The organism is Kitasatospora sp. NPDC001660 (assembly GCF_053596725.1).
In genome coordinates, this window is sequence record NZ_JBSFGU010000019.1 from 19,624 (window position 1) to 33,260 (window position 13,637).

General features: G+C 71.7%; 9 protein-coding genes. 4 read left to right on the forward strand and 5 right to left on the reverse strand.

Going from position 1 to position 13,637, the window contains the following annotated elements:
* Nucleotides 1–78 precede the first annotated feature (78 nt).
* Nucleotides 79–2,988, reverse strand: a complete 2,910-nt coding sequence (locus ACWCXH_RS21325; protein WP_449803001.1) for a bifunctional acetate--CoA ligase family protein/GNAT family N-acetyltransferase — start codon at nucleotides 2,986–2,988, stop codon at nucleotides 79–81.
* 218 nt (nucleotides 2,989–3,206) lie between these two features.
* Between ACWCXH_RS21325 and ACWCXH_RS21330 the strand changes: the two genes are divergently transcribed.
* Nucleotides 3,207–3,488 carry an HPr family phosphocarrier protein gene (locus ACWCXH_RS21330; RefSeq protein WP_449803081.1) on the forward strand — a complete coding sequence of 94 codons (282 nt, stop codon included), beginning with the start codon at nucleotides 3,207–3,209 and terminating at the stop codon, nucleotides 3,486–3,488.
* A gap of 143 nt (nucleotides 3,489–3,631) precedes the next feature.
* The gene (locus tag ACWCXH_RS21335; protein WP_449803002.1) at nucleotides 3,632–4,444 is read left to right on the forward strand and encodes a hypothetical protein; all 813 of its coding nucleotides are present in this window, start codon (nucleotides 3,632–3,634) and stop codon (nucleotides 4,442–4,444) included.
* A gap of 43 nt (nucleotides 4,445–4,487) precedes the next feature.
* Here the strand turns inward: ACWCXH_RS21335 and ACWCXH_RS21340 are convergent, their stop codons facing one another.
* The 3 genes from ACWCXH_RS21340 to ACWCXH_RS21350 all read right to left on the reverse strand — a co-directional run bounded on the left by ACWCXH_RS21340 (nucleotide 4,488) and on the right by ACWCXH_RS21350 (nucleotide 8,731).
* Nucleotides 4,488–5,681 carry an RtcB family protein gene (locus ACWCXH_RS21340; RefSeq protein WP_449803003.1) on the reverse strand — a complete coding sequence of 398 codons (1,194 nt, stop codon included), beginning with the start codon at nucleotides 5,679–5,681 and terminating at the stop codon, nucleotides 4,488–4,490.
* A 330-nt stretch (nucleotides 5,682–6,011) separates the two neighbouring features.
* Nucleotides 6,012–7,376 carry a M16 family metallopeptidase gene (locus ACWCXH_RS21345; protein ID WP_449803082.1) on the reverse strand — a complete coding sequence of 455 codons (1,365 nt, stop codon included), beginning with the start codon at nucleotides 7,374–7,376 and terminating at the stop codon, nucleotides 6,012–6,014.
* A 20-nt stretch (nucleotides 7,377–7,396) separates the two neighbouring features.
* A complete protein-coding gene (locus ACWCXH_RS21350; RefSeq protein ID WP_449803004.1) occupies nucleotides 7,397–8,731 on the reverse strand; it encodes a M16 family metallopeptidase in 1,335 nt (444 codons plus the stop codon).
* 289 nt (nucleotides 8,732–9,020) lie between these two features.
* Here ACWCXH_RS21350 and ACWCXH_RS21355 point away from each other — a divergent pair, with 289 nt between their 5' ends.
* Both ACWCXH_RS21355 and ACWCXH_RS21360 read left to right on the forward strand, forming a co-directional pair.
* Nucleotides 9,021–11,471 carry a DNA gyrase/topoisomerase IV subunit A gene (locus ACWCXH_RS21355; RefSeq protein ID WP_449803005.1) on the forward strand — a complete coding sequence of 817 codons (2,451 nt, stop codon included), beginning with the start codon at nucleotides 9,021–9,023 and terminating at the stop codon, nucleotides 11,469–11,471.
* A gap of 132 nt (nucleotides 11,472–11,603) precedes the next feature.
* Nucleotides 11,604–12,506, forward strand: a complete 903-nt coding sequence (locus ACWCXH_RS21360) for a sucrase ferredoxin (RefSeq protein WP_449803006.1) — start codon at nucleotides 11,604–11,606, stop codon at nucleotides 12,504–12,506.
* A 55-nt stretch (nucleotides 12,507–12,561) separates the two neighbouring features.
* On the opposite strand, the gene ACWCXH_RS21365 is transcribed toward ACWCXH_RS21360, so the two are convergent.
* Complete coding sequence (locus tag ACWCXH_RS21365; RefSeq protein ID WP_449803007.1) at nucleotides 12,562–13,635, reverse strand: ABC transporter substrate-binding protein; 1,074 nt, start codon at nucleotides 13,633–13,635, stop codon at nucleotides 12,562–12,564.
* Between the last annotated feature and the right edge of the window lie 2 nt (nucleotides 13,636–13,637).

Sequence of the window (13,637 nt, forward strand, 5' to 3'; positions counted from 1 at the left end):
ATGGTCCGCCGACGAAGCGGGCGGCGCGGCGCCGAGCTTCGGACAACAGCGCCCACGGGCAGGCGCAACCAAGGAAGGTTACAGGGTGCTCATGGCACGCGGGCCCAGATCGCTGCGGACGGGCAGGGGCGCGATGCGCACCCGCGCCCCCAGGATCGCCAGCCCGTGCGGGGCCACGACCACCGGTTCGAGGTCCACCGACGCCACCTCCGGCAGATCGTCCACCAGCCGCGACACCCGCAGGAGCAGCTCCTCCAGCGCGTCCGTGTCCACCGCCTCCGCACCCCGCCAGCCGAACAGCAGCGGGGCCGCCCGGACCTCCCGGATCAGCCCGGCGACGTCCTGATCGGTGGCCGGAACCAGTCGGTGCGCGACATCGCCCAGGAGTTCGGCCGGCGCGCCGGCGAGACCGAAGGACAGGATCGCGCCCACCGCGGGGTCGACCGTGGCGCCGATCACGGTGTCCACCCCGCGCGGGGCCAGCCGCTGCACCACCAGCTCGGCCTGCGCGGCGCCGCCGAGCAGGGCGTCCAGCTCGCGGTGGGCGCGGCGCAGGCCCGGCTCGCCGGTGAGGTCCAGGCGGACGCTGCCCAGGTCGGGGCGGTGACGCAGGTGCGGGGCGGTCGCCTTGAGGGCCACCGGATAGCCGAGCGCCGACGCCGCTCGCACCGCCGTCTCCTCGTCCGGCGCCGGGAGGGTCGGCGAGACGTCGATGCCGTAGCGGGCCAGCAGCGCGCGGGCCTCCGTGTCGGGCAGCGTGATCCGGGTGCCGCCCGGCTGGCTGCGGAAGAGGATGGAGCGGCGCGTAGTGCCTGGAGCAAGGGTGGTGGCGGGCGACGGACGGGAGATCGCGGTGCGGGTGTTCAGCACGGCGTCCACCAGGGCGCGGGCGCCCGGCTCGTCGATCCGGTCCAGTTCGGGCACCCGGGCGGTCTCCTCCGCCTCTGCCATCCGACGGCGCCACTGCGCGTAGTGCACCGCGTGCGCGAGGGCGCGCACCGCGCGCTCGGGCGCCGCGAACGCCGGGATGCCGCCCGGGCGCAGCCGGACCGGCAGATCGGTCAGCGCCAGGTGCGCCAGCACCAGCGGCTTGCCCAACTCCCTTGCCCGCTCGCCGGCTTCGAGCAGCGCGGCGGCGATCTCCGGGTCGTCCGAGCCCATCTCCGGGTCCTCCGGGCCGGTCAGCCGGCCGCCCATGAACGCGTGTGCCGAGGTGCCGATCGGCGGGATCGCGACGGCGATCACGGCGTCCACGGCGGGGTCGGCGAGGGCGACGTCCAGCGCGATCCGGAAGTTCTCGCCGGTCGCGGCGGTGGTCAGGTCGACGGGGGTGCGGGGGCGCAGGCCCGCGCTCAGGCAGGCGTCGTAGGTCAGCAGGCCGAGCGAGTCCGAGTTGCCGACCACCGCGACCCGGTCCCCCGGCGGCAGCGGCTGCTGCACCAGCAGCTCGCCGGTGTCGTACAGCTCGGTGATCGTCTCCACCCGGGTGACCCCGGCTTGTTCGAACAGCGCGTCCACCGTCGCGTCGCGCAGCCCGGTGGCCGTGGCCGGGACGGTGTGGCCGGGCGGCAGGCTGCCGGTGTGGCGCGCGCCCTTCACGACGACGATCGGCTTCACGGCGGCCAGGCGGCGGGCGATCCGCGTGAACTTGCGCGGGTTGCCGAACGACTCCAGGTAGAGCAGCACCACCTCGGTCGCGTCGTCCTCCGCCCAGTACTGCAGGAAGTCGTTCCCGGAGACGTCGGCCCGGTTGCCGACCGACGCGAAGGAGGAGACGCCCAGGCCCCGGCGGTGCGCGGCCTCCAGGAGCGCCACGCCGATCGCGCCGGACTGGCAGAAGATCCCGAAGCCGCCGCGCCTCGGCAGGTGCGGCGCCAGCGAGGCGTTCAGCGGGAGCCCGGGATCGGTGTTGATCAGGCCGAAGGCGTTCGGGCCGATCACGCGCATCCCCGCCGCACGGGCCTGCCGGACCAGGGCCCGCTGGCGGTCGCGGCCCTCCGGACCGGTCTCGGCGTACCCGGCGGTCACCACGACCAGGCCCTGCACCCCGTGGGCGCCGCACTCGGCGACCGCCGCCGGCACCGAACCCTCGGGGACGGCGATCACGGCCAGGTCCACAGGACCGGGGACGTCCAGGACCGAGCGGTACACCGGGACACCGTCCAGCTCCGTCCCGGACGGGGCCTTGCGGTTCACCGCGTAGACGGGACGCGGGGCGTCCTTCTCCTCGGCCTCGTACCTGCTGTCGAACTCGGTGTCGAAACTGCCGAGCAGATCGCGCAGGAGTGCCCGGCCGACGGTCTGCGGATTGCGCGAGACCCCGATCACCGCCACCGAGCGCGGGGTGAGCAGCCGCTGCACCGAACGCGCCTCCGCGCGGTGCTCGCGCGCCCGCATCACGGCCAGCGAGCGGGCTGTCGGTTCCAGGTCGAACTCCAGGTGCACCACGCCGTCGGCGAAGCTGCGGCGCTGCGTGTAGCCGGCGTCCGTGAAGACCTTCACCATCTTCCGGTTCTCCGGCAGCACCTCCGCCTGGAAGCGGCGGATCCCGCGCTCCTGCGCCACCGCCGCGATGTGCTCCAGCAACGCCGACGCCACCCCGCGGCCCTGGTGCGCGTCCTGCACCAGGAACGCCACCTCGGCGTCGGTACCGGTGTCGCAGGGGCGGCCCTCGGCGTCGATCCGGTCGTAGCGGACGGTCGCGATGAAGCGGTCGCGGACGACGACGGCGAGGGCGACCCGGTTCACGAAGTCGTGGTGCGTGAAGCGGCGGACGTCCTTCTCGGAGAGCTTCGGATACGGGGCGAAGAAACGGAAGTACTTGGACTGGTCCGAGACCTGCTCGTAGAACTCCACCAACCGCCCGGCGTCGGCGGGAGTGATCGGCCGGATCCGGGCCGTGCCGCCGTCGCGCAGCAGGATGTCGGCCTCCCAGTGCTGCGGATAGTCCGGTTGCTCGGGGTGTTGCGCCGCCGCGGAGTCGTCCACGTTCGTCAGGTTATCCGGCAGCAGGCCGGATGGCGCACGGCAATGCACGCGCGGCAGGGTGGCAGGGCCACCGGCCGGGCCTTATGCCCCGAAAAGAAACAATCACAACTCCCGAACACGGCGGCCCGCAGGGGCCGACTGCGTGCAACACTGGTCTAGACAACATGGCCGCTTCCCCGAGCACGGCCGTGACCAGCTTCACCGGAAAGGCACGTCTCATGGCCGAGCGCCGCGTCACCATCGGTTGGGCCGAGGGCCTGCACGCCCGTCCCGCCTCCATCTTCGTCCGGGCGGTCACGGCCACCGGCGTGCCGATCACCATCGCCAAGCCGGGCGGCAACCCGGTCAACGCCGCCTCCATGCTCGGCCTCCTGGCCCTGGGCGCCCAGGGCGGCGAGGAGGTCATCCTCGCTTCCGACGCCCCGGGCGCCGACGAAGCCCTCGACCGCCTCGCCAAGCTGGTCCAGGAAGGCCTCGACGAACTCCCCGCCGCAGCCTGAGCCCACTCGCTCGACGCACAGCGTCCGGCAGTGCATCACACTGCCGGACGCTTTGCGCAGGCAATTCGATCGCATCCACACCATTGAGCGAACTGGTGCACGATCGCCCCTCTCGAACGGCTTTTCGCGCGCACACTCGCCGCATGACGTTCTTCGATCTCGAACGACCCGAGCACGCCTACATGTTCGCCTTCCTCCAGGCGGACGGCCACCTCACCGAGCAGTCTCGCAACCGCGGCCGGCTCTCCGTGGAGCTCTCCGCACGCGACGCCCCGATCCTGGAGGAGTTCCAACGGCTCTGCCCGTTCAACAGCAGCATCCGTTACCGAACGCGCAGCACCAACTTCAAGGCGGACCACACCTCGGTAATGTGGACCGTGTGCGCCCGCGAGTTCCGCGAGGAACTGCAGGCACTCGGCCTGCCCGTGGGGCCCAAGTCCGAGATCGTGGTACCGCCGAACAGGCCCTTCTCCGAGCGCGACTACGTGCGTGGTCTCATCGATGCCGATGGGTCACTCGGCATCACCGCCAAGACCTTGCCGTTCCTCAGCTTCACCACCCAGAGCGACACGATGGCCGCCTTCTTCGCGGGCTATGCCGAGCAGCTCTGCGGCATGAAGCGCAAGCTCGCCCGAAACAAGCGTGACGGCATCTACAACATCCTCTTCACGAGGGAAGCCGCGGTGGCCATCACTGCCGAGCTGTACTATCCGGGCTGCCTCGCACTGCCACGCAAGCAAGCGGGTGCCGCGCACGTCGAGGCGTGGGTCCGCCCGCCGACGATGGGGATAGCCGCTCCTCGGCGCAGCTGGACCACCGAAGAAGATGTGGTGCTCCTGGGCGCGGCCAGCATGGAACTGGCCGCCGGACAGCTGGGCCGGACCCTCAAGAGCTGCACCATCCGCAAGTGGCGGCTTGCCGGTCCCAAACGCCCGAGAGTGTTTCCACAGCGGTAGAGATGGCCCCCGACATCGTCGGGGGCCATCTCATTTCGACTGCTCATCCCTTGATGCAGATGACCTGCTTGATCTGAGCGACGACCTCGACCAGGTCGCGCTGCTGATCCATGACCTTCTCGATCGACTTGTAGGCGCCCGGGATCTCGTCGACGACGCCGCTGTCCTTGCGGCACTCCACGCCCCGCGTCTGCTCCTCCAAGTCCCGTACGGTGAAGCGCTTCTTCGCCGCCGTGCGGCTCATCTTCCGCCCGGCGCCGTGCGAGGCCGAGTTGAACGCCGCCTTGTTGCCGAGGCCGCGAACGATGAACGAACTGGTGCCCATCGAGCCCGGGATGATGCCGTACTCGCCCGTCCCTGCTCGGATCGCGCCCTTGCGGGTCACGAGCAGGTCGACACCGTCGTACGTCTCCTCAGCCACGTAGTTGTGGTGGCAGCTAATGACCTCGTCGAAGGTGACCTTCGCCTTGGGGAACTCGCGGCGGACGACGTCCTGGAAGAGCGTCATCATGACGGCACGATTGTGCTTGGCGTACTCCTGCGCCCAGTACAGGTCCGCTCGGTAGGCCACCATCTGCGGAGTGTCCGCGATGAACACCGCGAGGTCGCGATCGACCAGGCCCTGGTTGTGCGGCAGCGACCGGGCAACGGTCATGTGGTGCTCCGCCAGCTCCTTGCCGATGTTGCGCGAGCCGGAGTGCAGCATCAGCCACACCGTCCCGATCGTATCGATGCACAGTTCGATCATGTGATTTCCGGCTCCGAGCGTTCCCATCTGCTGCATGGCACGTTCACGACGCCATTTGACCGCTTCTGCCACACCATCGAACCGCTGCCAGAAGTCGTCCCAGCCCGCCGTCTGGAAGCCGTGGAGCTTGCGCGGGTCGACGGGGTCGGTGTGGAGGCCGCGGCCGACCGGGATGGCCTGCTCAATCTTGGAGCGGAGGCGGGACAGGTCGTCCGGGAGGTCCTTGGCGGTGAGGGAGGTCTTCACCGCACTCATCCCGCAGCCGATGTCCACGCCGACCGCCGCCGGGCAGACGGCGCCCTTCATGGCGATGACGGAGCCGACGGTCGCGCCCTTGCCCAGGTGGACGTCGGGCATGACGGCGAGGCCGTGCAGCCACGGCAGGGAGCTGATGTTGCGCAACTGCTGCATCGCCGCGCCCTCGACGGTGGCCGGGTCGGTCCACATCCGGATCGGGACCCGGATACCGGGCACTTCGGTGTACGACATGGGTGTTCGACCTCCAGGGTCGGTTGGTTCACAGGGAGTTGCCGCGCAAAAGAAATCCCGGCGCGGCTCGGGGAAGACCAGGAAGGGCTCAGACGCCCAGGGCATAGAGGGAGTGCGGCCTTGGGGAGCGTCGTCGTATGGTTCGCTCGACCCGCATGGTGACCGCCTCCCTTCATTCGTCAGAGTCAGACTTCGTACATCTGTGCCGGGGGATATCTATCCACGGAACGGCCCGGGCTCGCAACGGATTTAAAAGCGGCGGATCCGGAAACGGCGGCAGGCCCGCCGGAGCGTGGAGCGCTCCAGCGGGCCTGCCGCGCATCGGAAGGGTCAGCTGATGACCGTGACCTCGCCGATGCCCAACTCCCGCACGTCGTCCGCGATCGCTGCGGCGTCACCGACCAGCACCGTGACCAGCCGGTCCGGCGGGAAGGCGGCGACGACGGCCTCGGTGGCCGCGGCGGTGGGCAGTTCGGCGAGCTGCCGGTAGACCTCGGCCTGGTAGTCGTCGGGCAGGTGCTGCTCGACCTGGTCGGCGAGGGTGCCGGCGACCGAGCCCGCGGTCTCGTACTTGAGCGGCGCGACCCCGACCAGGAACTGCACGGCCTCGTCCCGCTCGGCGTCGGTCAGGCCCTCGGCGGCGAGGGTGCGCAGGATCGTCCAGGTGTCCTTCAGGGCCGGGGCGGTGGAGGCGGTGTCCACCGAGCCGCTGATGGCGAGCAGCGAGCGCCCGCTGCCGTCGGCGGCCGAGCGCAGCGGCTGGGCGAAGGCGCGGACGCCGTAGGTGTAGCCCTTCTCTTCGCGAAGGACGCGGTCGAGGCGGGAGGTGAGGGTGCCGCCGAGGCAGTAGGTGCCGAGGATCTGGGCCGACCAGGCGGGGTCGTGGCGGTCGGGGCCGATGCGGCCGATGAGGAGCTGGGTCTGGACGGAGTCGGGCCGGTCGACGATGACGACGCGGCCGCGGTCGTCGGCGGTGACGGGCGCGTGGACGCCGGCCGTGCCGGCGGAGCCGGTCCAGGCGCCGAGGGTGCTCTCCAGGAGGGCGGGCAGGTCGACGCCGGTGAGGTCGCCGACCACGACGACGGTGCTGGTGGCGGGCCGGACGTGGGTGTCGTAGAAGGCCTTGACGGCGGCGCGGTCGATGGACTTGACCGTGTCGGCGGTGCCGCCGCGGGGGCGCGAGAGGCGGTCGGCGGCGTCGAAGAGCTCGGCGTAGAGGGCCTTGGCGGCGCGCCGGGCGGGGTTGGCCTGCTCGTGGACGATCTCGTCGAGGCGGTTGGCGACGAGCCGCTCGATCTCGTCCTCGGGGAGGGCGGGGGCGCGCAGGGCGTCCGCGAGGAGGGCGAGGCCGCGCTGGAGGCGGGAGGCGGGGACTTCGAGGGAGACGCGGATGCAGGGGTGGTCCGCGTGGGCGTCGAGGGTGGCGCCGGCGCGCTCGAGTTCGGCGGCGAACTCCTCGGCGGTGAGGGTGTCGGTGCCTTCGCTGAGGGCGCGCGCGAGGATGGCGGCGATGCCGTCGAGGCCGGCCGGTTCGGCGGCGAGCGGGGCGTCGACGAGGACCTCGACGGCGACGAGCTGCTGGCCGGGGCGGTGGCAGTGCAGAACGGTGATGCCGTTGCCGAGGGCGGTGCGCTCGGGCGCCGGGAAGGCCCAGGGGCTCGGGGTGCCGGGCCTGGGCTGGGGGTGGAAGGTCATGGCGGGGACGTAGTCGGTGCTCATGCGGCGGCACCCTCCTCTTCGGAAGCGGCGTCGGTGTCGGCCGTGGTCGGCTCGTAGACGAGGACGGCCCGGTTGTCGGGGTGGAGTCGGGCCTTGGCGACGGCCTGGACCTCTTCGGCGGTGACGTCGAGGACCTTGGGGAGGGCGTCGTTGAGCAGCTTGGGGTCACCGAACAGGACGGCGTAGCGGCAGAGTTCGTCGGCGCGGCCGGCGACGGTGGTGAGCCGGTCGAGCCACTCGCGCTCGATCTGGGCCTGGGCGCGTTCGAGTTCCTCGGGGGTGGGGCCCTCGGCGGCGAAGCGGGCGAGTTCCTCGTCGACGGCGGTGTCGATCTGCGCGATGGTGGCGTCGCCGGAGGTCTTGACGTCGAGCCAGCCGAGGCTGGGTGCGCCGGCGAGGCGGAGCAGGCCGAAGCCGGCGGCGACGGCGGTGCGGTCGCGGCGGACGAGGCGGTTGTAGAGGCGGCTGGACTCGCCGCTGCCGAGGATGGTGAGGGCGAGGTCGGCGGCGTCGGCCTCGCGGGTGCCGTCGTGCGGGAGGCGGTAGGCGGCCATGAGGGCGCGGGAGGGGACGTCCTCGTGGATCTCCTCGCGCAGTTCGCGCCCGATGGTGTCCGGGAGTTCGCCGGAGCGCGGGGGCTGCTTGCCGTCGTGGGCGGGGATGCTGCCGAAGTACTTCTCGACCCAGGCGATGGTCTGCTCGGGGTCGATGTCGCCGACGACGGAGAGGACGGCGTTGTTGGGCGCGTAGTAGGTGCGGAAGAACGCGCGGGCGTCCTCGAGCGTGGCGGCGTCGAGGTCGGCCATGGAGCCGATGGGGGTGTGGTGGTACGGGTGGCCGTCGGGGAAGGAGAGCGCGGTGAGCTTCTCGAAGGCTGTGCCGTAGGGGACGTTGTCGTAGCGCTGGCGGCGCTCGTTCTTGACGACGTCCCGCTGGTTCTCCATGGAGGTCTCGTCGAGTGCGGCGAGGAGGGAGCCCATGCGGTCGGCCTCGAGCCAGAGGGCGAGCTCCAGCTGGTGGGCGGGCATGGTCTCGAAGTAGTTGGTGCGCTCGAAGCTGGTGGTGCCGTTGAGCGAGCCGCCGGCGCCCTGGACGAGCTCGAAGTGGCCGTTGTTGGAGACGTTGGCCGAGCCCTGGAACATGAGGTGCTCGAAGAGGTGGGCGAGGCCGGTGCGGCCCTTGACCTCGTGGCGCGAGCCGACGTCGTACCAGAGGCAGACCGCGGCGACCGGGGTGAGGTGGTCCTCGGAGAGGACGACGCGCAGGCCGTTGGCCAGGCGGTGCTCGGTGATGGCGATGCCTCGGCTGGAGGCGGGGGCCGGGTTGGCCATGCGCTCGGGTCCTTCCCGTCGTCGATGTCGGGGTTCGTGTGGCGTCCCCCATTGTGGTGCAACGCGCGAGGGGCACGGATGTGTCCGCGCGGAGGGGGCGTTCGCCAGGGGCGGAAGAGGGCCGCTGGCCGGGAGTGTCGGTCCGAGGGTCCACAATGGGGGCGCCACGCCCTGTTGACGGGGGCAGCCGGCCGGCCGACAGAGCCGGACGACTGAGCCGGACACCGGAGCCGGACGAAGAGACTGACCGAGACACAGAGCAAGCGAGACGTAAGGGAGCCCCGCCGCGATGGCCCGCCGCAGTTCGCAGACCCCGCCGCCCGGAGACTTCGAGGAGCGGATCCTCGACGTCGACGTCGTGGACGAGATGCAGGGTTCCTTCCTGGAGTACGCCTACTCGGTGATCTACTCCCGCGCGCTGCCGGACGCGCGGGACGGTCTGAAGCCCGTGCACCGGCGAATCCTGTACCAGGCCAACGAGATGGGCCTGCGCCCGGAGCGCGCGCACGTGAAGTGCGCCCGTGTGGTGGGCGAGGTGATGGGCCGCCTGCACCCGCACGGCGACCAGTCGATCTACGACGCGGTCGTCCGGATGGCACAGCCGTTCTCGATGCGCCTGCCACTGATCGACGGGCACGGGAACTTCGGTTCGCTGGGCAACGACGACCCGCCGGCCGCCATGCGTTACACCGAGTCGCGGCTGACGCCGGCGTCGATGGCGCTGGTGGAGTCGATCCACGAGGACACCGTCGACTTCGGGCCGAACTACGACGGCAGCGAGCAGGAGCCGCTGGCGCTTCCGGCGGCGTTCCCGAACCTGCTGGTGAACGGCGCGACGGGCATCGCGGTCGGGATGGCGACGAACATGCCGCCGCACAACCTGTCCGAGGTGGTGGCGGCGGCCCGGCACCTGATCAAGCACCCGAACGCGGACCTGGACACGCTGATGCGGTTCGTGCCCGGTCCGGACCTGCCGACCGGCGGGCGGATCGTGGGTCTGTCGGGCATCCGGGACGCGTACGAGTCGGGCCGCGGCACGTTCAAGATCCGCGCCACGGCGACGGTGGAGGCGGTGACGGCGCGCCGCAAGGGCATCGTCGTGACGGAGCTGCCGTACAACGTCGGCCCGGAGAAGGTCATCTCGAAGATCAAGGACCTGGTCAACGCGAAGAAGCTGCAGGGCATCGCGGACGTCAAGGACCTGACCGATCGCGAGCACGGGCTGCGGCTGGTCATCGAGGTGAAGAACGGCTTCGTGCCGGAGGCGCTCCTGGAGCAGCTGTACAAGCTGACGCCGATGGAGGAGACCTTCGGCATCAACAACGTGGCGCTGGTGGACGGCCAGCCGCTGACGCTGGGGCTGAAGGAACTGCTGGAGGTCTACGTCGACCACCGCTTCACGGTGGTGCGCCGGCGCAGCGACTTCCGCCGGCGCAAGCGCGAGGAGCGGCTGCACCTGGTCGAGGGCCTGCTGGTGGCGCTGGTCGACATCGACGAGGTGATCGCGATCATCCGGTCGAGCGACAACGCCGGGCAGGCGAAGGAGCGGCTGATGGAGCGCTTCTCGCTGTCGGACACGCAGACGGCGTACATCCTGGACACCCCGCTGCGCCGGCTGACCCGGTTCGACCGGGTGGAGCTGGAGCAGGAGAAGGCGAAGCTGACCTCGGAGATCGCGGAGCTGACCGAGATCCTGGAGTCGGACGCGAAGCTGCGCAGCGTGGTGTCGTCCGAACTGGGCGCGGTGGCGAAGCAGTTCGGGACGGAGCGGCGCACGGTGCTGCTGGAGGCGGGGGCGGCGCCGTCGGCGGCGCTGGCGGTGCCGCTGGAGGTGGCGGACGATCCGTGCCGGGTGCTGCTGTCGTCGACGGGTCTGCTGGCGCGGACGGCGGACGGGGAGCCGTTCGAGCTGTCGGAGGCGCGGGCGAAGCACGACGTGATCGTGTCGGCGGTGCCGGCGACGGCCCGGGCGGACGTGGGTGTGGTGACGTCGGCGGGCCGGGTGTTGCGGCTGCCGGTGATCGACCTGCCGGCGCTGCCGCCGACGCCGTCGCCGACGCTGGCCGGTGGGGCCTCGGTGGAGGAGTTCCTGCGGCTGGAGGCCGGTGAGCGGGTGCTGGCGCTGACGACGCTGGACGAGTCGTCGCCGGGGCTGGCGCTGGGCACGGTGCAGGGCGTGGTGAAGCGGGTGGTGCCGGAGTGGCCCGCGAACAAGGACGAGTTCGAGGTGATCGCCCTCAAGGAGGGTGACGAGCTGGTGGGCGCGGTCGAGCTGCGCACTGGCGAGGAGGACCTGGTCTTCATCACGTCGGACGCGCAGTTGCTGCGCTACCCGGCGGGCCAGGTGCGTCCGCAGGGCCGCCCGGCGGGCGGCATGGCGGGGGTCAAGCTGGCGGACGGGGCCCGGGTGCTGTCGTTCACGGCGGTGGATCCGGCGGTGGACGCGGTGGTGGTCTCGGTGGCGGGTGCGTCGGGCACGTTGACGGGCGGCGAGCAGTCGACGTGGAAGGTGACGCCGTTCGAGCAGTACCCGCGCAAGGGCCGGGCGACGGGTGGTGTCCGCTGCCAGCGGTTCCTGCGCGGTGAGGACCTGCTGACGTTCGCGTGGGCGGGCGCGGCGCCGGCCCGTGCGGCGACGGCCAAGGGCGCGCCGGTGGAGCTGCCGGAGCGGGACCCGCGCCGGGACGGTTCGGGCTCGCCGGTGACGACGCCGATCGCGGTGGTCGCGGGCCCGGCGTGACCGGGTGAGCGGGTGAGTGGGAGGAGGGGTGCCGGTCGGGTGCCCCTCCTCCGCCGGCCTGGGCTCCTGCCGCCGTTCGGGGCCGGTCCGCCGCCCGGGAGCGCCGGGAGGGCTGAGGGTAGCCTTGCCCGCGTGAGCACCTGTGCGACGCAGTCGCGTGAACTTTCGGAGCCGCTGACCGCCACGGCGGCGGTGGCGACCACCTGGCTGCTGGTGGAGCAGAACGGGCCGTGGGGCGCGAAGGCGCTGGGCGAGAGCCACCTCGACCCGGCGACCGGGCGCGCGCTGGAGTCGGCCGCGGCGGGGACGGGCGTGCGGGTGGCGCTGATCCGTCGGCCGGGCCGGCACGCGGACTGCCTGCCGACGTCGCGGCACGAGGTGATCGTGGCGCACACGGTGCCGGGCCGCGGCTGGGTGCGCCGGGCCGGGGTGGCCGATCCGGCGGAGCTGCTGGAACTGGACTTCGCGGCGCTGGGCGTGGGCGACCACACGGGTTTCGGCACGGAGCACGTGGGCGGTCCGGTGGCGCTGGTGTGCACGAACGGGCGCCGGGACCGCTGCTGCGCGCTGCTGGGCCGTCCGCTGGCGGCGGACCTGGCGGCGGCGGGCCACAGCGAGGTGTGGGAGGTGACGCACCTGGGCGGGCACCGCTTCTCCCCCACGATGCTGGTGCTGCCGTCCGGTTACGCGTACGGGCGGCTGACGGCGGAGACCGCCAAGGAGGTGCTGGCGGCGACGGCGGCCGGGCACATGGTGCCGGAGTGGTCGCGGGGCTGCTCGGGCTGGGACCGTCCGGGTCAGGCGGCCGACCACGCGGTGCGGCTGGCGATCGGCGAGACCCGGGTGGACGCGCTGACCGCCGCGCAGCGACCGGACGGCGAGGGCCGCTGGCTGGTCACGGTGCTGCACGCGGACGGGCGGGCGTGGGAGGTGGACGTGATCGAGGGCCGGAGCGAGCCGCCGCGTCCGGAGAGCTGCGGGAAGGCGGCGGGCACGCCGTCGCGGATGGACGTGCTGTCGGTCCGCGGGATCTGAAAGGGCGGGCCCGCGCCCGTGGGGGTGAGCGCGGGACCGCCGTGCCGGCCCGGGATCAGCCGGTGGCCTTGTCGACGAACTCGGTGGTGTAGGTGCGGGAGAGGTCGATCGAGCCCTCCTTGCCCTTCACGTCCGGGTGGAAGGCCGCGAGCACCGCGAGGACGGTCTTCGGCCCGTCGGCCGGCATCACGCCGTCCGTCGTGAACATCGGCAGCGTCGTCTTGATCGCGGCCGCGTACTGGTCGGCGCCGCCCTGCGCGTAGTCGGCGGGCATCTTCGTGGCGATCTCCTCGGGGGTGTGCGTGGACATCCACTTGAGGGTCTTCACGAAGGCGTTGGCGAGCTTCCGGGTGGTGTCCTTGTTCTTCTCCACCCAGTCGGTGGCCATGTAGAGCGAGGACGACGGGTAGAGGCCGCCGAGCGCCTGGCGCGAGCCCTCGGGGGTGCGCAGGTCGTAGAGGATCTTGCCGAGGCCCTTGTCGAGGACGTTGGCGACGGTCGGGTCGGTCGTCATGCCGGCGTCGATGCTGCCCTGCTGGAGCGCGGCGACGAAGGTCTGGCCGGCGCCGACCGCGATCGGGCTGAACTCGCTGGCGGAGGTGCCGTTCTTGACCGCGAGGTACTTGGTCAGGAAGTCGGTCGAGGAGCCGAGGCCGGTGACGCCGAGCTTCCTGCCCTTGAAGTCGGCGCCGGACCTGATGGCATCGGCCTGCTTGGCGGAGACGAGTTCGACCTCGCCGGGGGCCTGCGCGAACTGCACGACGGACTCGACGTTCTTGCCCTTGGCCTGGAGGTCGATCGTGTGGTCGTAGAAGCCGACGGCACCCTGGACGTCCCCGGCGAGCAGCGCGGTGGTGGCGTTGACGCCGGCGGGCTCGGTCATCAGCTCGACGTTCACGCCGGCCTCGGCGAAGAACCCGAGCCGCTGGGTGAGCATCGCGGGGAGGTAGATGACCTTGTCCAGACCGCCGACCATGATCTTGACCTTGGGTCCGTCGACCTGCCGGCCGGCCGGGACTGCGGCACCGTGGTCGGACGTTGCGGCGTCGTTGGCACAGGCGGAGAGCGGAAGGAGGAGGACGGTGGCGAGGGCCACGGCAGCAGATCTGCTTGTCGAGTTCGGACGCATGG